This is a genomic window from Glutamicibacter bergerei (assembly GCF_054495185.1).
On record NZ_CM137131.1, the window covers coordinates 154,433 to 178,818 of the forward strand.

The window sequence follows — 24,386 nt, forward strand, 5'->3', positions numbered from 1 at the left end:
AACGACGAAGAAATGGAAGGGGATCAAGGATGAAATTCTAAGAAATGACCTTGGTGAACTTATCCCTAAATGTTGGCAATTTATAGGTGACTTATCTATTTGTTTTAATGGGTTTAGACGTAGCAGGCTCAACCTCGGATAGGACCCTGTTTGTGGGGGCAAGGCCCCTGAAAGTGAACCCGTATGTTGAGAAGAAGATAGCTCTTCTCAAGTCCCACGTAGTCGCCTAGGCTGGTGAGCACTGCAGAAATCCAGGTTGCTGGATAGAGGAGAGTTATGGGCGAGTCCGCCATAGATTGGTCCGGCGCATCGCGTCGCGCCCAGCACGCGCATGAGCTTTTGGAGACGCGAGAGGCAGGGGTGGCAGAACTTCCACTGCGAAGTGATGTGCGTGAATCATGGAAGCGCTCGCTGGCATCTCTCACTGCCGTTCAAGTCCCCTCAGTGCTCAGTGATGATCATCTGAGGCTTGCTCGCGAACGTAGTGAGCTGCAGCGGATTTGGCCGGTTTTTGAAAAACTCTTGGTTCCCGCAGCAACTGACGCCAACCTCTTAGTCGCATTGGCTGACACCGGCGGCACCTTGTTGTGGGTCGCAGGCAGCAATGGCGCCCTGACTCAAGCGGAAGGCGTAGGCTTCATGGCCGGCGCCGACTGGGCGGAAAGGACGGTTGGAACGTCTGCACCGGGAATGGCACTAGCCACCGGTGCTGGATCCCAAGTCTCAGGTGCGGAGCATCTTTACGAAAGAGCTCACCAATACAGCTGCTCCGCGGTTCCCATCCGAGATCCACGCACCGGGCAAGTAATAGGCGCAATTGATCTGACTGGCGGGCCAGATGCCATCGCAACGCATTCACTGCCGCTACTGCAAGCGGCGGTGATGGCTGCGGAAACTCAATTACTCCTGCCTGGCGCTGGAGTAGTGGCAGACCCGGACTATCTGGATCTTGGCCGCTCCGACGGTGCTCACCTAGGTTCCGTTCCGATCTCCCTGCGCCACGCTGAAATCCTGACGTTGCTAGCACAATATCGAGAAGGGCTGAATACGGCTCAACTTGTCGAGGAGCTATTCGAAAGGCCTGATGCGGCGGCAGAAGGCACCGCTCGAGCCGAAATCGTCAGGTTACGCAAAGTGCTTGGGACGGTCCCGGGGAGAACATTGACCTCGCGACCCTATCGATTGCAATGGGGTTTGCAAACAACAATTGGCCGGCTATGGAAGGCCTTGGAGGAAGGCGATCTCGGCGCTGCCTTGCAGATATATTCGCCAGGGATGCTCGCACGGTCGCAGGCTCCAGGAATCATACTGCTGCGCTACCGTGCCGAGGCGGCCTTGCGTGAAATGGTTCTGGATCGAGGCACCGCCCATCAGCTATTGAACTTGGGCCGCCAGCTGGCTGACTCGGATTTGTTGCGTGCGGCCTTGCGGGAACTGCCAGCTGATTCACCGGCTCGTTCGCTGATCGTTGCCGAGGTTCAAGGGCTGGACGAATAGCGGACTTCAGCTGCAACCTACTTGCAACCTTTACGTGACTAGAGTCACATTCAAGGTTCCGCGGTGAAGACATCGTGGCCAGGATGACTGACTAAGGAGTCGTGCAGCAATGGGCGTTTATGCAAATCCAAACACCGATGGGGCATTGGTCAATTTTAAACCACGTTACGAGAACTACATTGGTGGCGAATGGGTTGCTCCGGTTAAGGGTATGTACTTTGAAAATGTCACCCCGGTAACCGGTAAGGTCTTCTGCGAAGTGGCGCGCTCCACTGCAGAAGACATCGAGGTAGCACTGGATGCAGCCCACGCGGCGGCTCCAGCTTGGGGCAAGACAAGCCCGGCTGAACGCGCAGTCATCCTAAACAAGATTGCGGACCGCATCGAGGAAAACCTCGAAATGATGGCAGTGGCCGAAACCTGGGACAACGGCAAAGCCATCCGCGAATGCATCAATGCCGATCTGCCTTTGGCAGTGGACCACTTCCGTTACTTCGCTGGCGCTATTCGCGCCCAAGAAGGAAGCCTTTCCCAGCTGGATGAAGATACCACCGCGTACCACTATCACGAACCACTGGGCGTAGTAGGCCAAATTATCCCTTGGAATTTCCCTATCCTGATGGCCGTGTGGAAGCTCGCGCCCGCCTTGGCAGCCGGTAACGCCATTGTGCTCAAGCCTGCAGAGCAGACACCTGTCTCGATCCTGGTACTCATGGAACTGATTGGTGACCTGCTGCCTGCCGGCGTCCTGAATGTCGTCAACGGCTTCGGTGTGGAGTGCGGCAAGCCGCTGGCCAGCAACAAGCGCATCCGCAAGATCGCCTTCACCGGCGAAACCACTACCGGCCGGCTGATCATGCAGTACGCGTCGGAAAACCTGATCCCGGTCACCCTGGAACTGGGCGGCAAGTCCCCGAACATCTTCTTCGAGGACATCGCTGCCAAGGATGACGCCTTCTACGACAAGGCGCAGGAAGGATTCACGCTGTTCGCGCTGAACCAGGGCGAAGTCTGCACCTGCCCATCGCGTGCGCTGATCCAGGAAAGCATCTATGACCGCTTCATGGGCGATGTGGTGGCCCGCACCAAGGCCATCAAGCAGGGACACCCGCTGGATACCGACACCATGATGGGTGCCCAGGCATCCAACGACCAGCTGGAGAAGATCCTCTCCTACATGGACATCGGCAAGTCCGAGGGCGCCAAGGTGCTGCTCGGCGGGGGACGTGCGGATCTGGGCGGAGAGCTCTCCGGCGGCTACTACGTGCAGCCGACCATCTTCGAGGGCACCAACGACATGCGCATCTTCCAGGAGGAGATCTTCGGGCCGGTGGTAGCGGTGACCAAGTTCAAGGACTACGACGACGCGATCTCCATCGCCAACGACACCCTGTACGGGTTGGGTTCGGGGGTGTGGAGCCGCAATGGCAACGTGGCCTACCGTGCCGGCCGCGCCATCCAGGCCGGACGCGTGTGGGTCAACCAGTACCACGCCTACCCGGCGCACTCGGCCTTCGGCGGATACAAGTCCTCGGGTATCGGCCGCGAGAACCACCTGATGATGCTGGACCACTACCAGCAGACCAAGAACCTGCTGGTTTCCTACTCGGAAGACAAGCTGGGCTTCTTCTAGGAGCAGTAGCTGCCACGAGCAGCATGAGATGACAACAGACCTCGAAGGTGCGGGGCCAGCCGGGACAGCGTCCGGGGATCGATTGGCCTCATCCCCCGCACGCCAGCCGGCACCCCGCACCTTCGAATGCCATGCAAAGGACAAAGTACATGAGCAAGATGAAAGCTGCAATAGTCGAAGGCTTCGGCGAAGAGTTCCAGGTGAAGGACGCCGAGATCCCCGAGCCCGGCCCCGGCCAGGTGCTGGTGAAGCTGATCGCCTCGGGCGTCTGCCACACCGACCTGCACGCCGCCGAGGGCGATTGGCCGGTCAAGCCGAAGCTTCCGCTGATTCCCGGGCATGAAGGCGTGGGCATCGTGGAAAAGCTCGGCGAAGGAGTCACCGAGGTCGCGCTCGGGGACATGATCGGCAACGCGTGGCTGGCCAGCGCCTGCGGGCACTGCCAGTACTGCCGCACCGGCTGGGAGACGCTGTGCGAAGCCCAGTCCAATGGCGGATACTCCGTGGACGGTTCCTTCGGCCAGTACATGCTGGTGGATTCCCGCTATGCCGCGCACATCCCGGAGGGCTCGGATCCCCATGAAATCGCGCCGGTGCTGTGCGCGGGAGTGACCGTCTACAAGGGCCTGAAGATGACTGAGGTCAAGCCCGGCCAGTGGGTGGCTATTTCGGGTATCGGCGGACTGGGCCATATCGCGGTGCAGTACGCGGTGGCCATGGGCATGCGGGTGATCGCCATTGACGTGGCCGATGACAAGCTGGCGCTGGCTTCGAAGCATGGAGCGGAAATCACCGTCAATGCCTTCGCCCAGGACCCGGCCGAGATCATCCAGCAGAAGGTTGGCGGAACGCACGGCGTGCTGGTTACGGCGGTGCATCCAAAGGCGTTCGGGCAAGCGATCGGCATGACCCGGCGCGGCGGAACGATCGTGTTCAACGGGCTGCCCGCCGGTGATTTCCCCGCACCCATTTTCGACATCGTGCTCAAGGGCCTGACCATCCGCGGATCGATCGTGGGAACACGGCAGGACATGATCGAGGCGCTGGAATTCTATGCGGCAGGGAAGATCAAGCCGACCTTCCATACCCGCCCGCTGGAAGACATCAACGCCGTATTCGACGAAATGCGCCATGGCAAGATCGATGGGCGCGTTGTCATCGACTACGCCGGCAGGGCGTAGCCGGATCCGCAACGGTTGATGGCACGGTACCGGATGCGGCTTTTCGAAGCGGCATCCGGTACCGGTGTCCTGGCCGCCCTGGCCGAGCGATGGACGGTGCGGCCCAAAAAGAGGACACTGGCCACAACGAGATAAATCCGGACGTGGACAACGAGGCAGGAGCAGGACATGAGCACCGTAACCGAAACGCGCGCCGCAATCGAGGGCGAAGAGTTCTCGCGGGTGGCCTTCACCTCCGAAGCCCTGGACCTGCTGCGCAAGCTGTGGGGGATCCACGGCCCGCTGATGTTCCACCAGTCCGGAGGGTGCTGCGACGGGTCCTCGCCGATGTGCTACCCGGCCGGCGAGTTCCGCACCGGGGGATCGGACATCCGGCTCGGCGTGCTTTCCCTGGACGGCGCTGATGGCACCGCTCTGGGCGACATCGATTTCTGGATGTCCAAGGAGCAATTCGAATACTGGAAGCACACCAAGCTCACCGTGGACGTGGTCAACGGGCGGGGATCCGGTTTCTCCGTCGAAGCCCCGGAGGGCAAGCGCTTCTTGATCCGCAGCGAGATCATCGAGTTCCCGGCTGGCCCGAACCCCGACTAGGCTTGGCCCATGCGACTGTGGTCCCTGCACCCCTCATTGCTCGACGCCAAAGGGCTCGTTGCCTGCTGGCGTGAAACACTGCTGGCCCAGAAGGTGCTCGCAGGCCAGACCAAGGGCTATACCGGGCACCCGCAGCTTCTCCGGTTCAAGGCGCAGCCCGCCCCGCTGGTGCATATGGGCGGCTACCTGCAGGGCTTGTGGGACGAAGCGGCTGTCCGGGGCTATCGCTTCGACGCCGCGAAGATCCTGCATCCGGCAGCCGCCGCGCAGCTGGAAAAGATCCCGGTCACCCAGGGGCAGGTGCACTTCGAGCGCGAGCACCTGCTGCGCAAGCTCTCCGTCCGGGATCCCGCGCGCATCGCCCGCTTGGAACCGGCAGGGCAGGTGGCCCTGCATCCGCTGTTCGTGCAGGTCCCGGGGCCAGTGGAGGCCTGGGAGAAGGATGCGCTCGCCAGCGGATGAGCTGCTGGCCCGGCAAAATCCTAGAGCAGCTCCGCGCGCAACTGTGCGGGGGACTTGGGCGAGAGCAGCCCCGGGGCCACATCGTAAACGGTCTGCGCACCGGTGATGCCGCGCTGGTTCATCCGGAAGGCGGCCCGGGCGTAAGCTACCAGCACGCTGGAAGTGAATTCCGGGTTGGAGCCAAGGGCCAGCGAATACTCGATGACCTGTTTCTGGCTCTCGCTGGTGTTGCCCGAACGGATCACGAAACCGCCATGCGGCATGTCCGAGTGCTCGGCGGCGAGGGTCTGCGCGTCGATGAAGTTCACGGTGGTGTCGTACTGGTCGAAGTAGTGTTCCATATTCACAATCAATTCGCGCACGGTGTTTTCATCCGCACCGTCTTCGAGAACAACGTAGCATTCGCGCTGGTGCTTCTCACGAGTGCTCAGTGTGGGGCGTAGTCCCGCACGTACCTGCTCAATCGCTTCCGGGCTAGGGATGGTGTACTGCACGCCGCCGGCAACACCGGGCACGCGGCGTACCGCATCGGAGTGGCCTTGGCTCAGCCCGCGGCCCCAGAAGGTGTATGTTTCCCCGTCGGGAAGCAGCGCTTCACCGTAGACGCGGTTAATTGAGAACATGCCCGGGTCCCAACCTGCGGAGATTAGCGCGGTCTTGCCGGCCGCTTTCGCCGGTGCGTTGACCGTCTCATAATATTCCGGGATGCGCGCGTGGGTATCGAAGCTATCCACGGTGTTGAATAGGGCAGCCATGCGGGGGCCTTGTTCGGGTAGGTCTGATTTTGAGCCACCGCAGAGGATCAGCACGTCGATATCGTCAACGTGGTCCCCCAGGACATCCACCGAGTAGCGTGGTGCAGGCTGAGCCAGCTGAAGGGTATCCGGATCGCGGCGGCTGTAGACGCCCACCAGTTCCATATCCGAATTTTTGGCAATTGCGGCTTGCACGCCGCGGCCTAGGTTTCCATATCCGGCAATACCGATGCGGATTTTTGAAGTCATTTGATTCACGATCCTTTTGATCTGGCATAAGAGCCTCGGTCGATAGTTGGCAGCGGGCAATTAGCCGTGCCGGAGAAGAAGGGGCGAAAGGCGCCGGTCACTTCGCGCCAACTATGGAGTATTCCAAAGAATCACACCGAAGCGTGAATACCTTGCGTCTATATTAATTGCCACACTGGTGAACCGAAACCCTTGGACACCGGGAAATCCATCAGAGCCCTGCCCTGGGTGTTCACTGTGGCTGGCGCGCCAGAACTGCTAATTGCAGATGGGGCGAGGAAATCGTGGAAATCCAATAGCCGGACACAGATCCTGCAAATGTTGAAGCTATGAGTACTGCACGAGCGGCATCCACCGACTGCGACCATCCGACCGTCTTGCGCCGCGCTTATCTCGTCTGCCAGCTCCGCGGCCACTTCCCGGTCATGGGCGATCATGCCGGTGGTGCCTCCGCAAGCAGTTGCTGGCTGTGAGGATCAAATGCTGAGCTCGGCTCATCCTGGAGAATTATTCTCGTCTTGCCGGGAAGCGCTAGGCCAAGCAACACGCGCTGGGCCTAATCGCCGGGAGTTCCTGCGCTCGCCGGCCGGCACGGTCCGGTCACTATTTGCCGTTCTGCTGGATCAGGTCTAAATGAGCTTCGAGCTTCTTGCTTGCGCGTCCGAGATGGTCAGCTAGGGTACTGGCGGCGCCTTGCGCGTCGCGGGAATTGATCTGGTCCAGCAGCCTTTGATGCTCTGCGGCAATGTTTTCGGTACTGAGCAGGGTGGCATCCTGGACATGCGTCATACATAGGCGGATCTCGTCACTGAGCTGTGCATAGATTGCGCTAGTTCGCGCCGAATCGAGGGCGTTGACCAGTGCCGCGTGGAACTTCAGGTCCGGCTCGATGATCTGCGCGGGCGAAGCGTCGGCCAGAGCAGTGATCTGCGCGTTGGCTTCATGCGCGGCCTGCGGGACATGGCCGGTGCTTGCCAGTAGGCGCACGGCCTCGGCTTCGATAATTGCGCGCGTTTGGTAGATATCCTGAGCATCGGCCGAATCGAGGACGGTGACGCGCGCGCTCTGATGCGCGTTTCGGGTCAGCAGTCCACTGGCTACCAGATTTTCCAATGCTGCCTTCGCCGTGGGACGCGCGACTCCATAGTGTGCGGCCACGTCTACCTCACCTAGCGGGGTGCCGGGAGGGAGTTCACCGTCGAAAATTCTGCTTCGCAAATCATTGATCATCGCCTGGACTACCGAGACGACACCTAGTCTTGCGGACATGAATTCCCCTTCAAGATACTTGCTAACCCATTGATTATCCCATAAAGAGCACTAATATAGCATGTGTACTTGTTAGACAATATTGACCTTAGGTAGGCTGGGCCTACCAACGCACAGGAGCGCATCATGGCATTGAGCACGCCGGCACTCGGAGAAACCAAGGTTTCCCGAAGCATTCTTGATCTGGTCGCCGAGCCCGACCGCGTCAAAACCACGTCCATCGACCGGGTGGCCTATGCCTCGGACGCCTCGCATTACCTCTACACCCCAGAAGCCGTGGTGATCGCCAAGGATGCGCAGGAAGTCTCGCAGTTGCTGTCAGCCAGCATGCGCGCCGGACAACCGGTTACCTTGCGTTCGGGTGGAACCTCCTTGGCCGGCCAAGCCAGCGGCGACGGGCTGATGCTCGATGTGCGTAGAAACTTCCGTGGCATTACCGTGCTGGATCAGGGAAAGCGTGTGCGTGTGCAGCCCGGTGCGACGGTGCGTCAGGTCAATGCGAGGCTCTCGGTCTACGGTTACAAGCTAGGCCCTGACCCCGCCAGTGAAGCTGCCTGCACGATTGGCGGAGTGATCGCGAATAACTCATCGGGTATGGCATGCGGCACCGAATTTAACACTTACCGCACGTTGGAATCGATGACCTTTGTGCTGCCTAGCGGGACCATGATCGATTCCGCGGCCCCCGACGCAGATGCCAAACTCGCCGCCGCCGAGCCGCAGCTTGTGCAGACGCTGACCCGACTGCGTGATCGAGTACGTGCAAATAAGAATTCGGTAGCTCTTATCGAGAAGCATTTCGCGCTAAAGAACACCATGGGCTACGGCATTAATTCATTCCTCGATCACGATTCGCCGGCGGAGTTGCTAGCCCATCTGATCATTGGTTCCGAGGGCACCTTGGCCTTTGTCGCCGAAGCGATCTTCAGAACAGTTCCCATCCGTAAGCTCGCAATTGCAACCTTGGCGGTATTTGATTCCTTAGATCAGGCCACCCGGGCGCTTCCGGACCTGCTGGATTCTGGCGCGGCAACGCTGGAACTCATGGATTCCACCTCACTTCGCGTAGGCCAAAATCTACCCGGGGTTCCTGAGGCAATCATGGGGTTTGAAGTCAAAGAACAAGCAGCACTGCTCATTGAATACCATGCAGACCATGACGAAGAACTTGCCGGACTGCAAAGTGCCGGTCAGCGTCTGATAGATTCCGCCGCTCTGCGTGCGCCAGCGATCCTTTCCCAAGACGCTAAAAACCGTCAAGCCGCTTGGAAATTCCGTAAAGGACTCTACGCTTCCGTGGCCGGGGCGCGTGTCTCAGGCACAACCGCACTACTCGAAGACGTAGCAGTCCCCGTCGATACGCTGGCCGAAACCTGTAGCACCCTGCAGGAGCTCTTTGACGAGTATGAGTATCAGAACTCGGTAATCTTTGGTCACGCCAAGGACGGAAATATCCACTTCATGTTGACTGACCGCTTTGAGGGTGACACTGCGCTGAACCGCTACAACGCATTCAACGACAAGATGGTTGAGCTGGTACTTTCCAAGGGCGGAAACCTCAAGGCTGAACACGGCACGGGTCGTGCGATGGCACCATTTGTGCGTCGCCAATACGGCGACGAACTCTACGAGGTGATGGTCCAACTCAAGACCGCCTGTGATCCACGAATGATGCTCAATCCGGGCGTTATTATCGATGAAGATCATGCCGCACACATCCGCAACATCAAGCTCAACGAGACCATTGAGGTTGAGGCGGACCGCTGCGTTGAATGTGGTTACTGCGAGCCGGTATGCCCGTCCAAAGATCTGACGCTTACGCCTCGTCAACGTATCGCCGTGCGCAGGGCTATTGCGAAGGCAGAAGCCGAGGGGAATGAAGAACTCGTCGCGGAGCTCGAACGCGACTATGAATACTCGGCGGTGGAAACCTGCGCGGTAGACGGTATGTGTGTCACCGCTTGCCCAGTGCAGATCAACACGGGACTGTTGGTTAAACGGTTACGCCGCGAGGATGCCAAGCCAGCCATGGCTGCTGGGTTCAAGGCTGCTGCCAAGGGCTGGGGTGCGGCAACCCGAGTTGGCTCGGTGGCACTGAGCATGGCAGATAAATTCCCTACCCCGCTGGTCCGCGGAGCTACCGAGATTGCCCGCAAGGTGGTGGGGGAAGACACCGTGCCTCGTTATGACGCAGATCTGCCTAAAGGCGGTAAGGCACGTAAGCCGCTGACGGGAAACCTTGGTGCCCCCGGCGTGGAGCCAATTGCTATCTACCTGCCCGCTTGTGTGAATTCGATGTTTGGGCCTGGCACTGAGGGGCAAGGCGTAGCTCCAGCCTTTGAACAACTGCTGAAGCAGGCAGGCGTCTCTGTGCTGGTTCCGCAAGGGATCGAATCGATGTGCTGTGGCACCCCATGGACCTCTAAAGGATATGAGGATGGTCATGTACTTATGGCAGAACGAGTGCGCGCTCAAGTTCATGCAGCCCAGCCAGGTTTTCGCTTGCCGGTCATTTCTGACGCCACCAGCTGCACCGAAGGCTTTGCTCACACATTAGAGGAGCACGGCTTTGAAGTTGTGGACCTTTTGGCCTTCACTTCCCGTCACCTGTTGGGCAAACTTCCGCCGGTCACGCAGATTGATTCGCTAACTTTGCATCCCACTTGCTCTTCGACTCAGATGGGACTTAATGGGGACCTGCAGAAGGTCGCCGAGGCAGTGGCGCAGAAGGTCAACATCCCGATGAATTGGGGTTGCTGTGCCTTCGCCGGAGATCGCGGCATGTTGCACCCGGAACTGACCGAATCCGCCACTGCTCGCGAAGCTGAGGAGGTGCTTGAGTTAGACGCTAGCGCTCACGCCTCGTGTAACCGCACCTGCGAGTTGGGCATGAGCCGAGCTACCGGCAAGGATTACCGTCATGTAATTGAACTGCTGGCTCAGGCAACCGCAGCGCACTAGCCAAGGCTCCCGCGTTAGTTGACCCTGCGTATCTCGACAGGCAATTAAATAGTTAGGCACCTTCGAAATTCTTCGAAGGTGCCTAACTATTATCCTTTAGCGCTAAAGGGTGCTGATGTTTCCGTGACCAGTCAGCATCTGCCCCCAAGTTTTTGCAGATGATAACTTTAGCCACAGTGCGAGATCGGACCGTAAGCGGTACACCTCTCACGGTCGAAAACCTCAAGTTACAAAAATCTTATCTATGAAATTGTTCTACAAACGAACAAAATCTCATCTCCATACAAGTCCGAACAACAATAACTGTGTACTCAACAGCCCCAGGGGCAATAAGTATGTATATGCGAATCTAGGCATGAATTATTGTTCTGCCCATAGGTGGGTACTTGGCGATAGATAGTTGTAATCGGTGCTGTTTATTAAATCTTCCGTCGTAGAATTAAATCAAAGCGCGGAACATCATCGGGCGCCATAAGAAAAGGAAGCAACGGTGTCGAAATCTGAGGAACAGTCGCACTCGACACTGTCGGCTTTTGATCTCATTGCCGAAGATCTGCAACGTTTGCGTCTTGACGCCGGAGACGTTCCCTACGCTGAAATCGTTCGACGTATTTCTAGCCATCGTATTTCGCAAGGCGTTGATCCTGGGGCGTCTCGACCAGCGAGATCAACGGTGTACGATGCCTTTCGAGTTGGGCGTACCCGACTCAACGTGGAACTTATTTCTGAAATTGTCTGTGCTTTAGGTGGCACGGAAGAGGACGTTGAAAACTGGCGCAACCGATGTCTACGGGCCAGAGCTGACCGAGTCACTTATGTGCCGGAGCCTGAAATTCATCCGAATTCTCAAAGTCTAGACATGGTTGAAGACTCGACCATTACGCAGATCGAGGACAGTACACAAAGAAATGAATCTAATAAATCTCGGCGGCTAGGAAGGAGAATGCTGCTGATTGTTAGCAGTACTGCGCTCAACTTATTAGGATTCTGGCTGGTAGCAACACTGGGGATACCGCTTTACCTAGACATGCTGGGAACTGCGATCGTCGCGATGGTTTTAGGGCCTTGGGCGGGAGTTGCCGTGGCTATCGCCACGAACCTCTTGGGGAGTTCGATTACAGATTCTTCTTCGCTGGCATTCATTCTGGTCAATGTCACCGGTGCCCTAGTTTGGGGATACGGAATTCGGTGGGTGCGCCGTGAAAGAAGTCTGAAACGGTACTATCTGTTGACGTTTTTGGTCGCACTATCTTGCAGCGTGATTGCGACGATTCTATTGGTCGTTGTTTTTCATGGTGGAACTGGTCATGCCTCAGAATTAACCCGGGCAAATTTGGATTCCTATGGAATGCCGTTGATTGTGACCGTATTTGCGTCGAATTTCCTATATTCCCTAGCCGATAAAATGCTAACCGCCTTTCTGCTCGTGATGGTCTTGGTACGGCTAAGACGTTGGGTAAACGGTTCGAACATTGTTGATTTGGAAGCCGATATTTCACGTCGGCTTAAAGATGAGGAACTCTCAAAATGATCTCGAGCTAGCGCGATCAAGGATTTGTACCTTATTCTTATACCTGTCAGGGACCGCCTCAAAAAGGTTCCGGCGCTCTCAAAAGGGGCGATACCCGTTGCTAATAACAACCGGTAACGGCAGACATATATGGAATTTTCTTCAACTCCTTTTTAGGAAAAGAGTCCATTATGTCCAGCGTTTCAGCTGCCATCGCCCATGCCCTTAAGCCAATTGCGCCACAGATTTTTGGTCTCATGGGCAACGGCAACGCACACTTCCTCGACGCCGCAGTTCGTGCCGGCTTTGATTACACCGCGGTACGCCACGAATCTGCAACGGTTTCCGCGGCAGACGCCTACTTCCGAATTTCCAATCGTCTGGCGATTGCTTCGACCACCTACGGCGCGGGCTACAGCAATGCCGTCACCGCGCTAGCGGAGGCCGCCGCAGCGCGCACCCCGTTGCTGCTTGTCACCGGAGATGCGCCAACCACGGGTCTGCGCGCGTGGGATATTGATCAGGCGGCCATCGACGCAGGAGTCCGAGCAGTACGCTACGTGGTGGATCGCCATACTCCGGGTGCCACCGCACTAAAGGCCGCCGCTCACGCACTACGCGAGCAAATTCCCGTGGTTCTTGCCATCCCGTATGATCTCGCACCGGTATCAAGCCTCGAAGGTGAATTGCCAGATTTTGCATCCCTGCGTAGCACCCCTCCAGCACCAGAACTGAACATCTCGCAGATCAGCGCCATCACCGAAATCTTGGCTGGAGCCCAGCGTCCGCACATTCTTTATGGTCGCGGAGCCATCGAGGCTGCCGCCGAGATCACTGAACTTGCCAAGTGTCTGGGCGCTACGACCTCCGGAACCTTGCTGGCCCGAGATCTGCTGGACTACCCCTATGATCTGGGTATTACCGGAGGTTTTTCCACGGAACGAAACGCGCAAATCATTGCGCAGTCTGATGCCGTGCTGGTACTTGGCGCGGGACTGAACCAATTCACCATGCGCTTTGGAGAGCTAATTAATGCGCAGGCGAAGGTGGTGCAAATTGATTTAGCAGCCACCGCAACAAATTCCCGCGTGGATTACTTCGCCACAGGGGATATCAGGGCAGCAATCCGTGGCTTGCTTGATTGCTACGACGGCCAGAAATCTGCATGGGCTTCCTCGGTAGACCTTAGCTTGGTGCGCGCCCGCCCTCTAGGTGATGAGCTTGCCGCCGATGGCCTACTTGATCCACGCCGCGTAGCTAGTGAACTGGAGAAAATTCTTCCCCCAAACCGGGTGCTGGTGCAAGATGGGGGACACTTCATTGGTTGGGGACCCATGTACTGGTCAACTACGGGCGCTAGGTCGTTGACCTGTGTTGGTACCGCTTATCAGTCAATTGGTCTAGGCATTGCTTCGATGGTGGGAGCCGGAGTCGCGGCCGAGGGACGTACCGTAGTGCTGGCCGCCGGGGACGGGGGATTCTTGATGGGACTGGCAGATCTGGAGTCGATAGTCCGCACTATTAGCAGTGGCGTCATCGTCATCTACAACGATTCCGCCTATGGTGCAGAAGTTCACCAGTATGGCTCAATTGGTCTTCACGAGGACCCCATGCTCATTCCAACCGTCGACTTTGCGGCACTGGCTAGCGCGGTAGGAGCCACTGGTATCCGGGTGCAATCCGTGGCTGATCTTGCAAAGGTTCAGCAGTGGGTACAGCACGGATCGAAGGGCATTTGTCTGGTGGATGCGCGCATCTCACCGAACGTTCGGGCACCTTATATGGAAGAAGTGCTGGAGGCTAACGCCAAAGCCGCCGCGGCGCAGTCATCACAATCCGATTAAGATGCTGGAAAAGTAGTACTGATCCGGCGTAGGGTGGCAGAGTGCGCAAAGTTTTAGCAGGAACGGTAAGCCTAGGTTTGGGAGCGCTTTTAATGCTTCCCGCCGCTGGCGCAATTGCCGCCCCCTGGGAAGCGCAAGATCCGCGCCCTGCGCCGAGTCAAGAACCCTCAGAGACATCGCTGCGCGTCGCGACCGTCGATACGCAGATTTCCCGCGAAATTGACGGGCAACTAGCCACCGACCTCTTACAAGGCGATGATAGGCAAGCGGCGCTAGCGGCGGATAATATCACCGCAGCCAATGCTGATGTTGTGGTCTTGACCGGTATGGACGCAAATGAGCAGGCCGTCGAAGTATTCCAAGATCGCTATCTTAATAACCCGGATGATGCGCGTGCGGATGTCGAGTACGACTACGTGTACTTAGGTGTGGGGTCCAAGGGTAAGCCCAGCGGAGCAGACCTGAATGGGGATCGAATTGTTGGTGGCCCCGAGGATGCTTGGGGGCAAGCGGATTTTGAGGGCCAAGGATCCGTCGTAGTGCTCTCCAAATATCAGATCACCCCTGACCAGGTCACCAGCGTCTCGGAATTCAAATGGGACCAAATGCCCGAGAGTCGTCTTGATGACTCTGGGCTCAGCGGGGCGTTGGCAGCATCAATTCCTGTAATGAGTAGCGGGCTCTGGGATATTCCCATTGAGTATCGTGGAAAACAGGTACATCTGATCGCGGTCCAAACCGACGACAACTTCGCTGGATACTCATTCGCCGAATCACGAGAACTGGACCAACTGCGTGTGGTTGACGATTACCTAAATGGCAAAAAGTACCTGCGCGACGACCAGTCCAAGAAAATCGATGGTGTTGGGAATGCCCCGTACATTGTCGCCGGAGCACTAGGTCAGCAGCCATTCTCATTGACTGCTCGTGATGGTTTACTGAAACAGATAAACCGTCCGGACGCCATCAGCGATTCGGGAAATTACCTTGTTCCAAGCTCTGCTTGGCAAGTACTTGGGCAGGGGCATATTGGCGACCGGGAGCCGGCACAGGCTCAATCCGTGGACGGCCCACCTCAGCTTAATAATCCTGACCCTGCACTAATTTGGACCGACGTTCAGTTCTAGGCTTCGCGCATTAGCAGGCGTCTAAGATACTTGTTGAGGAATAAACCTCTAGGGTCAACTGCAGTACGTACAGTTTGAAAATCACCAAAACGCGGATAGCACGCTGATAAATCTGCTGCGCCCAGAGAATGTTCTTTGCCCCAGTGGGGGCGCCCGTCAAACTCGCGCAGTATCTTCTCCACCTCAGGAAAGTACTGTGGAACGTCATCATGGATATATTGATGCACTGCAATGTATACGCTGTTTCGTCCGCTGGCGGTGCCTAACCAGGTGTCGTCTGCGGCCGCTGTTCGAACCTCTACGGGAAACACCACCTGAGCGGGAACACTATCCAAATACGAGCGCAGTTGAGCGAAAGCCGAGGTGAAGTTCTCCAGTGGAATAGCGTATTCCATTTCGGTGAAACGAACGCGTCGGGGCGAGGTGAACACCTTGTCCCAGCGGTCGGTGTACTCCCTATTTGAAAGTACAGAGGTAGCTAGGCGGTTCAGCTTCGGGATCCACTGCGGGCGTAATGCGCCGAGGGTGCTAATTCCTTGCAAGGCACCATTTGAGACCAGCTCATCGTTGACCCATCTGGAGAACGAATTCATTCTTGGTAGGCTACTGCCCGCTGCTAACCGTGTATTAGTTTTGACAATCGCCCGCTTGGTGCCGGGGAACCAGAAAAATTCCACGTGGTCGTTCTGTTTGGAACGGTCGATAAAGTTTTGTGCTATCTGCTCGATGTCTTCCACCCGCTCTACCGCGTGCAATAAGAAATGCGGGACACAACGCAACCTGACATGTGTGATCACACCCAGCGCGCCAAGGCTTACTCTGGTGGCGTGAAAAAGTTCGGGGTTTTCCGTCGCCGATGCTCGCTGATGAGTCCCATCGGCGAGCATGATACGAATCCCGGTGACGGCACCACTAAAACCAGTGAAACCAAGACCAGTCCCGTGCGTTGAGGTGCTAATAGCACCAGCAACGGATTGCCGATCGATGTCGCCCATGTTTTCGAGAGCCAGATTAAATGGTTCAAGTAGCCGAGGAATCTGCCATAAACGGGTACCAGCCCGGAAGGTGACTTCATGGGTGAATGCGTCGACTTCTTCGATTCCTTGAAAACCGTCAAGACTCACTAGTACTCCGTTGGTTTGCACCAATGGAGTAAAAGAATGCCCGGCGCCGACGGTACGCACCGTCAATCCTTGATCCGCGGCAGCGCTAAAAATCTGCGGAAGCTGCCCCGGATCTGAGATGCTATGCCACTGGGCCGGAGTCGCGGTGACGGTCCGTGAAAAGTTGGCGAAGCGCCTCACAAGAAAGCCTTTCCCTCGCCACGGTAGGTAGGCCAGTCATCGACTATCTGTCCCTTTGAATACACCGCTAGCCGATTGACCCGTTCGGCCGGTTCCCCGGCTTTGGCGTGACGTAACCAGATCGTGTCGCCAATCTTGAGTTTGCTGGCGGCCGCTCCCTTCAAGGGGGTCTGCACCTCGCCAGCGGCTTCCATCTGCAGATACTTCAGTTTCTTAGGCCAGGCAATCTGTGGCAACCGGCTCTTGCCCGCTGGCCCGGAAGCAACCCAGCCGCCACCAAGAATGGTGACGACATCGGGTTCGGGACGACGTACGACACTAAAGCCTAAATATAGGGCGGGGGTGGGCCGAAAGTATCTAAAGGAATCAAACAGCGCCGGGGCGAAGAGTCCAGAGCCGGCAGCCACTTCGGTAATCGCGTTCTCTCGCGCGGTAGTTTCAAGGGAACCGGTGCCCCCGGCGTTAACGAACCGGAGGTTCGTCACCTCGTTGACCAGCCTGATCGTTTCCCCTCGACGTTCGGCCAGTTCAGCAGCGCTGCGTTTACGGATGTTGCGAGCGAGCAGAGCTTTGAGTCCCAAACCGCCATCGGGAACCGAAGCGATCTGCGATTCGTAGCCCATGAGTCCATCAACTTTAAAACCCTTACGCTTAACTACCTGCTGAGCCAACGCTGCCACGTCCTGGGGATCGTGTAACGGCGAACGAGCAGCGCCCAATCGGAAAGTAGCTGTTGGGTAGTAGGAAGCATCAAGTTCTAGAGCTACCTTCAATTCCTGATGCCCCACGGCGATCTTGTCGATCAAGTCTAATTGGTCGGTATCGTCGATCATTACCGTGATCTCTTGTCGTGCTTGTTCGCTAGTTGCCCATCTGCTGATGGCCGCTGGGTCTGCCTGCGGGTAGGCCACAACCAAGTCCTTGTAGCCGTGGCTTGCTAACCAGAGGGCCTCGGCAAGCGTGAAGCATAAAATACCTTTAAATCCAGGTTGCTCCAGAACTCGGTCTAGTGCACAACGCACCCTGAGGGACTTGGAAGCCACCCGGATAGGTAGGTTTTGCGCCCGTTCGCGTAGGGCGATCAGGTTATTATCAAACGCTTCTAAATCGAGCAAGGCCAACGGGCGTTCACCCATTCCAGCCTTATCTAGTGCCTGATTGTAGCGTTTGGCCTGTGCATTCTTCATAAACCAACTCTTGCACCGCGGTCCAGACGATTCAAGGGAAAAATCTGCAGGATTAGAGATTCAATAATTTTGCGGTGAAAATCCGGCATTTTCTCGGGAACTATCAGGCTCGAGCCATTAGTCTGGGTACATCATGAGCAAAGATCCCATTTCGATGACATTTATTGATTCGAGCGGCAAACCGCGCTCGGCCGTTCAAGACGCCATCATGCGGGGCGTTGGTGTGCAAAGACCCTTGGTGCTGGCATACCTCAAGCGGCTACGCGCCAAAAATCCGCAGGCCTCAGCCGCGGAGCTGGCAAAGACCGTTGAGCGCGACTATCTAGTAGTGGTTACAGGTTCAGGTGCTGCCGTCGGCGGTACAGCTGCCGTACCAGCGGTTGGTACCGCGGTGGCGCTTGGGCTTTCTTTGGCTGCCACCCTTGGGTTCTTAGAAGCCTCTGCGCTCTATGCGCAGTCTTTGGCAGAGCTGCACGGTATCGCCATTGATGACCCCGACAGGTCTCGTTTGCTGGTCATGGGCGTACTGATGGGTGAAGAAGGCAGCTCGATGATCTCCGCATTGACAAGTCAAGCGGCGGGACGAGGCTCTGGACCGGTGCAGGGCTGGGCGCGATCTTTTGGATCTCATAAACCCGCTAGTCTGGTGGCGACGGCGCAGAAGAGCCTGCAGAAAAAATTCATCCGCAAGATGGTCGGTACCCAGGGCGCGAGTATGCTCGGACGTCTGGTTCCCTTTGGCATCGGAGCGGTAATCGGCGGAGCAGGCAACCGTTATCTTGCCAAGAAGGTCATTGAAAACGCAGCGGTGGCCTTCGAAGGAATCGATACCATCTCAGCGGGACAACTGGAGTTAGATGACCCAGATAGTCTCGATACCGAGATCGTGGAGAAGAAGCGAAAGCGCAAATAGTTTTACGCTGAAAAACAAGCGTAAGTGTTTCACATGAAACACTTACGCTTGTTTTTGCGCTACTAGCCCTTTGAAGTGCGACGGTTCTGCCTCGAAGTCCCTGCGATTAACGCCAAGGCAATCAGAGATAAGAGCATGACAAAACCGGCATAACCGTAAGTGACATTCTTCAATCCGAAGCTCGGGATCAGCAGCCCGGCGATGAGCGTTGGTAGCCCAAATGCTAGATAGCTAACCAGATATACCGAAGAAAGCGTACCTCCGCGTTGTAGTGCTGGAACGCGCTCCACAATGGTGCGTAAGCCACCCTGGAAGGCACCACCCAAGCCGATGCCACCAATAATGCTTGCGATGAAATATACAGCGACACCTTCCGTATAAACCGCGAGCACGAGGCAAGCAGAACCTACGATCAAGGCCGCACAGCCAAGGACCATGACCTTGAGTGCATTGAACCGGAAGGTGAGTACACCGAGTATTGAACTGGTACCGGTCACCGCCATTATGGCTAAAGCGCCAAGTGTGGGCGACTGAATATTCAGCAAGGTTTTGCTGATGCTCGCGCCGAGCCCCAAATTCATTCCGACCAGTGCCCAACTGGCAAGCAGTGCGCCCACAGCAACGAAGAATTCGCGGCGTACTTCTTTGGGGATCAGCACCGAGGGGACCAACGAACGAAGTACGCCTGGACGGCGAGGGTGGCGTTCCTTAAGTAAGCACGCAGGGATGAGGGCAAGGATCAGAAGCGAGGCCACCACTAGGTAAGGAACCTGAAATGGGTGTGGTGCGAACTGGACAAGAATTCCACTAAGTAATGCGCCGAACCCAATAGCCGCCGGTGGCACCGCGCCGTTGAGCATTGCGACTGTGCCGTGGCGTGATGCGGGAGAGTAATCCAAAAGCGCGGCACCCAAGGTGCCAAATCCAAGACCCGAGGCGATACCTTGCAGAACTCGAGCAATCAAGAGGGCGTTAAGCGAATCGGCGAACGCCATGACCAGCATCGATGCGGCAGCGATCAGCAATGCGCAAAAAGCTACGGGGCGCCGACCAATATGATCCGACAGTGCGCCACAGGTCAGTAAGGTGACCAGCAGGCCGAGGATGTATACGGCGAAAACGCTACTGACTTCTAGCGGGGATAATCCCCATTGCTCGGAGTAGAGCGGAAAGAGTGGCGAGGGAGTGCCGGAGTGTGCCGCGATGAGGCAAAGGCCGATCAGTGCGGTGGTGAAGCCGAATTTATCGGTGACGAAGTTATTGGCGTGTGCCACGAGATCTCGTTCTATGTTGAAGTGATGGGGGACTGGGAGGCAAATGCCTAGGGTTGTTCAGCCAAGAGGCCGCGGACGGACCAACGCACAGTTTCTTCGATGTCTGCGACAGCTACATTGTCGGCATCGCGCATCAGTCGAAAGACCGCAGCTCCATAAACCACGTCGATGGCCATCTCTATATTCAGCCCCGGCGCCAGCTGACCCGAGGCTAGGGCGCGAGCGAAAAGTGGTTTGAGGGCTTCTCGCCGGGGTGCCAAATAGAACTGATCGATGTACGCTGCGCTTTGTGGTTCCAAGGAACAAGCGGCTAAAAGCTGGAAAAATACTCGGCCGCTCTGCACACTGCGAAAAGTGAGTGATGCGACCGTGGAATTGACGAGATTTGTCAGTGGGTCACCAGTTGTGGGGAATTGCAGCGACTCACTTGTGACAAGTCCAAAAGCTTCGGCAACTATCGCATTTTTGGTGGGCCAATGCTTATATAACGTCGCCGAGCTGACCCCCGAATATTCAGAGATGCGTTCAACTGAAATTCCTCGGAATCCGACCTCGCGTAGTAGTTCAGCTGTAGCCTTCAGGACTTTTTGATGGGTTGCCACACTGCGTGGGCGGGTGCTGACCGGCCAAATTTCCTGATTCACGGTAATCCTCAAAACTAAAGTGTCACTTTAGTTTAGCAATAATCATCCGAAAGCCGTGACTCCGGATATCAAAACGGCCGGGCGTTCCCCCTGCAACAGGGGAACGCCCGGCCGTTAGGCATCGGCAATAAAAGTTACCGAGTTGAGGCCTGCGACATGATGAGTTCCAATGTGGCGATTGCACCGTTGATATGTAAGGACTCCAAAGCCTCTAGGTAGGGTTTGGTGAATCTCTCGTCGTTGACGACATCGCCAAACAGATCCTGCTGACGCAGGAACGCCAAAGGATCTTCGGCATGTTTCGCCGCGGCGGTGCGTACCTCGGAGGCCAGACGATCAACGATCTGGATAGGCTCTCCGACCTCGTCGGTGCCTTCGGCATAACGAGCCCAGCTGGCTACGATGGCGGCAGAAAGGCTCACATCACGATCTGCGGCAAGGTTTTCGCGGACCACCGGCATCAGCCACTTCGGAATGCGGTCTGACGAATCTGCGCAGAGACGTGCAATCGTGTCCGCAACGTACTCGTTGCTGTACCGTTCGATCAGTTTGTCCTGATAGGCTGCCAGATCCACTCCGGGAAGAGCTTCTAAGGTTGGTTCCGCCTCGGTCCGCATATAGCGAAGGAGGAACTGCGCGAATAGTTCATTGCGTGCCACATCATGGACTGCACTGTAGCCGGCCAGATGGCCAAAGTAGCATAGCCCCTGATGAGTAGCGTTGAGCAGACGCAGCTTCATCAGCTCATAGGGCACTACATCGGCAACTATTTGGACGCCGACCTGTTCGAATTCTGGACGGCCGGAGACGAATTTGTCTTCCAGAACCCACTGCACAAAGTCTTCGCAGACCACGGGCCATGCGTCTTCGATGCCATAACTATCGGTAACGTCTTGGCGATCGGCTTCGGTGGTGACGGGGGTGATGCGGTCAACCATCGAGTTGGGGAACGGAACGTTGGCTTGCACCCACGTGCCGAATTCTTCGTCCAACGCAGTTGCGAAAGCGCCAAACATCTTTTGCGCCACCTCGCCGTTGCCCTGAATGTTGTCGCAGCTCATGATGGTGAAGGGGTCGAGCCCGCGTTCGCGACGGAGCTTCAGCCCGGCGCTGATCAGCCCAAAAGTAGTTTTTGGTTGCGCGGGGTCGTTCAGATCCGCGACGATTCCCGGGTTTCCTAGGTCAAATTCTCCGGTGACCGGATTGACGTTGTAACCGCCTTCGGTGACGGTCAGCGAGACAATTCGAATGGCGGGATCAGCAAGTTTCTCCACCGCGGCATGCGAATCATCTGGCGCATACACGTAATCGATGATTGATCCAATGACCCGCACCTCTCGGCTACCATCCGGGTTCTTCACGACCAGTGTGTACATTCCGTCGCTGTCACGCAACGTATCGCGCATGCGGGCGTCGGAAGGCATAATGCCCATGCCACAGATTCCCCATTCCAAGGCTTGACCCTGATTCATGAGACGGTCCAAATACATGGCTTGATGGGCGCGGTGGAATCCGCCCACGCCGAAGTGAACGATTCCGGCGGTGACCTTGCTTCGGTCATAGGCTGGTACTGCTACCTCGGACGGGATCTGGGCCAATGTTGCGTTCGAAAGTTTCATGAGCTCCTGGTCTCCTTAGTAAAATGAGAAATTTTTGGGTGGCTTTCTGCTTAGCCGACGTGCTCGGTGGCAGGGGCTGAGACGCCATTAAATCCGGGTTGGGTTCCACGCAGTGAGTGCGACATCAATGCGGCAACCAGATAAAGCGCGGCGAAGAGATACACCATTCCGGCCGCGCCCAAGGTTGTGTAGAGCAGAGCGACCAGCAGTGGGCCGGCGAAGACCGCGGCGCCAATGCCCAAATTGTAGGAGGCCATGGCCGCTCCTGGGTGCTCCGGTGCCAATGACACTGCGATGGCCGACAGGGGAACAAAGCCGGCGAGGCCAATTCCGAAAACCGCACCGATGAGCAGCGTTAGTGGGTAGGCATAACTTAGGCCGTGATCAATAGCCCAGGCCGGGACCAGGTAGAGGCCCGCCATGGAGATAGCGCAGAGAATCGCTCCAAACCAGACCACGGTCTTGGACCATCCAAGCTTGTCGCCCAACGCTCCGAAGAAGAGGTTGAACGGGATGTTCACCGCGTAAATTACCGTGGTGAGAATCAGGAACTGCCCCACGCTCCAGTTGAAACGATCCACAAATAAGGCGGGGAAGAATACCGCCATACCGTAAGTCGGTACAGAGTTGATGGTCCGAGTGAGCATCACCATCAATGCCTTGCGGTTGCTTGTTAGCAAGCGAAGTCCAAAGCTCATGGTCTTCCAGACCTGCTCTGGATTGTTCACTAGTGGCGCGCGACCGGTTTTTTCCTTGACCCCAAGTAACGCCACAGCTGCGCCAAGTATGACCAAGGCCAAGGAGATCCACAGCGTCTGGTAGTAGTTCAACCCGAAAATTTCCAGTGAAGCGGTGGCCGTCAACGCGCCCAAGGTTGGCAGTCCGGCACTGAATGCCACATAGAACCAACCAATGGCCACCGCTAAACGCTTAGCATTTGCAGTGGCGGAGATCCATACGAGGAATCCGTACGCGAAGAACGGATAGCCGAAGCCGCGTAGGCCGTAGGCAATGAAGACCAACACGACATTTGAAGAGTTCAGTGCGACAAGCAGGAAAAAAAGTTCGAAGACGACCCAGATGGATGCGCCAATCAACATCACCTTGCGTGGCCCCCACAGATCTGAGAGCGATGCCGAAAGGAAAGCTGCGATTGCCACTGCGACGCCGTAAACGGTGATGAGGGTGCCGGCGAGAGGAATGGAGAAGCCGTGTTCGCCAGTCAAATACGGGGTGAGGATGTTTGTTTCTACCCCGTCGCCGATCATGAAGAGGGTCAGTCCAATGAAACCCCAAAGTAGCGGTCGAGGCAGGCCCATGCGCTCGAGCAGCCCTGAGCGACCCCCAGCAGCCGGGGGTGAATCGAGGTTTGAAGGTTCCGAGATCATGGCGCTCCTTTGCGTGGGACATAACTGTCGCTCGTGACGAAACTAATCTAACACCAAATAAACAAACTCAACATCTTTTTTGTTAAATTTATTGCTGGATTGTGATGTTTTGAGAGTGTGGGCGCAGCATCTATCATCGAATATGTGAGAAATGATGAGCTGAGTGAGGAGATTGTCGTGTCGATGAGAATCAATGGGCTACCTCCGGAGAGCCGGCGGGATGAATTAACCCGCTATGTGAACCACTCGCACACTGCGCGCGTCGAAGATCTGGCTGATGTCTTTGGTGTCAGTTCCATGACCATCCATCGCGACCTTGACGTGCTAGCTAGCGAAGGGCGTCTGGAACGCATCCGTGGCGGCGCTCGGGCGATCACCGCGCGCTTGGCCGAACGCGATGTAAGACTACGTCGACACCTGAACGCACACATCAAAAAGCAACTAGCCAACACCGCAGCCCAACTTATCGAACCCGGCTCGGTGATTGCGCTTGATGATTCCACCACCGTTGGGGAACTAGGCCCACACCTAGAAAGCCGTCGGCCCTCGACCGTAATTACTCACTCGTTGGCATTGATGAATTCCGTGGCTACGCATCCGGGCATCGCGCTGGTGGGGCTGGGTGGCCAATACTATGCCGAAACGGACTCCTTCCTCGGATCCGTGGTCGTCGAGCAGGCTCAGCGGCTAACCGCGGATGCGGTTTTTGTCTCCACCACGGCGATCAAAAATCAGTCCCTATTACACCCGGACGCCGAGGCAGCGCTCACTAAGCAGGCGCTGCTGAAAACCGGGGGACGAAAAATTCTGATCATTGACTCCAGTAAGTTTGAGGGATCCGGGCTCTATCATGTGATGGGTTTGGAAGAATTCGATGACATCGTCATCGACAAACAACTGGCCCCAGAGCTATTAGCGAACCTAGAGTCGTTGCAGCTAAACGTTCACCTCGCCGATACCTCACCGAAGGACTAG

General features: G+C 56.6%; 20 protein-coding genes. 12 read left to right on the forward strand and 8 right to left on the reverse strand.

The window, feature by feature from the left end:
• Positions 1-276 precede the first annotated feature (276 nt).
• The 5 genes from ACX5K5_RS00725 (at position 277) to ACX5K5_RS00745 (ending at position 5,367) form a co-directional block, all read left to right on the forward strand.
• Positions 277-1,497, forward strand: coding sequence for a GAF domain-containing protein (locus ACX5K5_RS00725; protein WP_188686360.1), 1,221 nt, complete (start codon positions 277-279; stop codon positions 1,495-1,497).
• Between the two features lie 109 nt (positions 1,498-1,606).
• On the forward strand, positions 1,607-3,130 hold the full coding sequence (gene adh / locus ACX5K5_RS00730) for an aldehyde dehydrogenase (RefSeq protein ID WP_443445349.1): 1,524 nt from the start codon (positions 1,607-1,609) through the stop codon (positions 3,128-3,130).
• A 149-nt stretch (positions 3,131-3,279) separates the two neighbouring features.
• Positions 3,280-4,311 carry an alcohol dehydrogenase AdhP gene (gene adhP / locus ACX5K5_RS00735; protein ID WP_013347531.1) on the forward strand — a complete coding sequence of 344 codons (1,032 nt, stop codon included), beginning with the start codon at positions 3,280-3,282 and terminating at the stop codon, positions 4,309-4,311.
• Positions 4,312-4,479: 168 nt separating this feature from the next.
• A complete protein-coding gene (locus tag ACX5K5_RS00740) occupies positions 4,480-4,905 on the forward strand; it encodes a DUF779 domain-containing protein (RefSeq protein WP_013347532.1) in 426 nt (141 codons plus the stop codon).
• 9 nt (positions 4,906-4,914) lie between these two features.
• Positions 4,915-5,367, forward strand: coding sequence for a pyrimidine dimer DNA glycosylase/endonuclease V (locus tag ACX5K5_RS00745; RefSeq protein ID WP_105658982.1), 453 nt, complete (start codon positions 4,915-4,917; stop codon positions 5,365-5,367).
• 20 nt (positions 5,368-5,387) lie between these two features.
• On the opposite strand, the gene ACX5K5_RS00750 is transcribed toward ACX5K5_RS00745, so the two are convergent.
• A complete protein-coding gene (locus ACX5K5_RS00750; protein ID WP_096256805.1) occupies positions 5,388-6,371 on the reverse strand; it encodes a diaminopimelate dehydrogenase in 984 nt (327 codons plus the stop codon).
• A 329-nt stretch (positions 6,372-6,700) separates the two neighbouring features.
• On the opposite strand from ACX5K5_RS00750, the gene ACX5K5_RS00755 reads away from it, so the two are divergent.
• Positions 6,701-6,844 (forward strand): hypothetical protein, encoded by a 144-nt coding sequence (locus tag ACX5K5_RS00755; protein WP_443446890.1) that lies wholly within the window; start codon positions 6,701-6,703, stop codon positions 6,842-6,844.
• A gap of 130 nt (positions 6,845-6,974) precedes the next feature.
• Here the strand turns inward: ACX5K5_RS00755 and ACX5K5_RS00760 are convergent, their stop codons facing one another.
• On the reverse strand, positions 6,975-7,640 hold the full coding sequence (locus tag ACX5K5_RS00760) for a GntR family transcriptional regulator (RefSeq protein WP_459174873.1): 666 nt from the start codon (positions 7,638-7,640) through the stop codon (positions 6,975-6,977).
• A 126-nt stretch (positions 7,641-7,766) separates the two neighbouring features.
• Between ACX5K5_RS00760 and ACX5K5_RS00765 the strand changes: the two genes are divergently transcribed.
• The 4 genes from ACX5K5_RS00765 (at position 7,767) to ACX5K5_RS00780 (ending at position 15,082) form a co-directional block, all read left to right on the forward strand.
• Positions 7,767-10,601: an FAD-binding and (Fe-S)-binding domain-containing protein gene (locus tag ACX5K5_RS00765; RefSeq protein ID WP_443458694.1), complete on the forward strand. Its 2,835-nt coding sequence runs from the start codon at positions 7,767-7,769 to the stop codon at positions 10,599-10,601.
• A gap of 490 nt (positions 10,602-11,091) precedes the next feature.
• Positions 11,092-12,132 (forward strand): ECF transporter S component, encoded by a 1,041-nt coding sequence (locus ACX5K5_RS00770; protein ID WP_188686350.1) that lies wholly within the window; start codon positions 11,092-11,094, stop codon positions 12,130-12,132.
• A 170-nt stretch (positions 12,133-12,302) separates the two neighbouring features.
• Positions 12,303-13,955, forward strand: coding sequence for a thiamine pyrophosphate-binding protein (locus tag ACX5K5_RS00775; RefSeq protein ID WP_096256509.1), 1,653 nt, complete (start codon positions 12,303-12,305; stop codon positions 13,953-13,955).
• 41 nt (positions 13,956-13,996) lie between these two features.
• Positions 13,997-15,082 (forward strand): endonuclease/exonuclease/phosphatase family protein, encoded by a 1,086-nt coding sequence (locus ACX5K5_RS00780; RefSeq protein ID WP_459174874.1) that lies wholly within the window; start codon positions 13,997-13,999, stop codon positions 15,080-15,082.
• On the opposite strand, the gene ACX5K5_RS00785 is transcribed toward ACX5K5_RS00780, so the two are convergent.
• Together ACX5K5_RS00785 and ACX5K5_RS00790 are read right to left on the reverse strand one after the other, a co-directional pair.
• A complete protein-coding gene (locus ACX5K5_RS00785) occupies positions 15,079-16,386 on the reverse strand; it encodes an FAD-linked oxidoreductase, L-gulonolactone oxidase family (RefSeq protein WP_346060194.1) in 1,308 nt (435 codons plus the stop codon). The genes ACX5K5_RS00780 and ACX5K5_RS00785 overlap by 4 nt on opposite strands.
• Positions 16,383-17,573 carry an alanine racemase gene (locus ACX5K5_RS00790; protein WP_096256506.1) on the reverse strand — a complete coding sequence of 397 codons (1,191 nt, stop codon included), beginning with the start codon at positions 17,571-17,573 and terminating at the stop codon, positions 16,383-16,385. Before ACX5K5_RS00790 ends, ACX5K5_RS00785 begins: the two co-directional genes overlap by 4 nt.
• A gap of 133 nt (positions 17,574-17,706) precedes the next feature.
• Here ACX5K5_RS00790 and ACX5K5_RS00795 point away from each other — a divergent pair, with 133 nt between their 5' ends.
• A complete protein-coding gene (locus tag ACX5K5_RS00795; protein ID WP_188686337.1) occupies positions 17,707-18,486 on the forward strand; it encodes a hypothetical protein in 780 nt (259 codons plus the stop codon).
• A gap of 62 nt (positions 18,487-18,548) precedes the next feature.
• On the opposite strand, the gene ACX5K5_RS00800 is transcribed toward ACX5K5_RS00795, so the two are convergent.
• The 4 genes from ACX5K5_RS00800 to ACX5K5_RS00815 all read right to left on the reverse strand — a co-directional run bounded on the left by ACX5K5_RS00800 (position 18,549) and on the right by ACX5K5_RS00815 (position 23,411).
• Positions 18,549-19,760: an MFS transporter gene (locus ACX5K5_RS00800; protein ID WP_346060193.1), complete on the reverse strand. Its 1,212-nt coding sequence runs from the start codon at positions 19,758-19,760 to the stop codon at positions 18,549-18,551.
• 47 nt (positions 19,761-19,807) lie between these two features.
• Positions 19,808-20,404: a TetR/AcrR family transcriptional regulator gene (locus ACX5K5_RS00805; RefSeq protein WP_188686332.1), complete on the reverse strand. Its 597-nt coding sequence runs from the start codon at positions 20,402-20,404 to the stop codon at positions 19,808-19,810.
• A 134-nt stretch (positions 20,405-20,538) separates the two neighbouring features.
• The gene (locus tag ACX5K5_RS00810; protein WP_188686329.1) at positions 20,539-22,023 is read right to left on the reverse strand and encodes a mannitol dehydrogenase family protein; all 1,485 of its coding nucleotides are present in this window, start codon (positions 22,021-22,023) and stop codon (positions 20,539-20,541) included.
• Between the two features lie 50 nt (positions 22,024-22,073).
• On the reverse strand, positions 22,074-23,411 hold the full coding sequence (locus ACX5K5_RS00815; protein ID WP_188686326.1) for an MFS transporter: 1,338 nt from the start codon (positions 23,409-23,411) through the stop codon (positions 22,074-22,076).
• Positions 23,412-23,594: 183 nt separating this feature from the next.
• Here ACX5K5_RS00815 and ACX5K5_RS00820 point away from each other — a divergent pair, with 183 nt between their 5' ends.
• Positions 23,595-24,386, forward strand: coding sequence for a DeoR/GlpR family DNA-binding transcription regulator (locus tag ACX5K5_RS00820; RefSeq protein WP_459175414.1), 792 nt, complete (start codon positions 23,595-23,597; stop codon positions 24,384-24,386).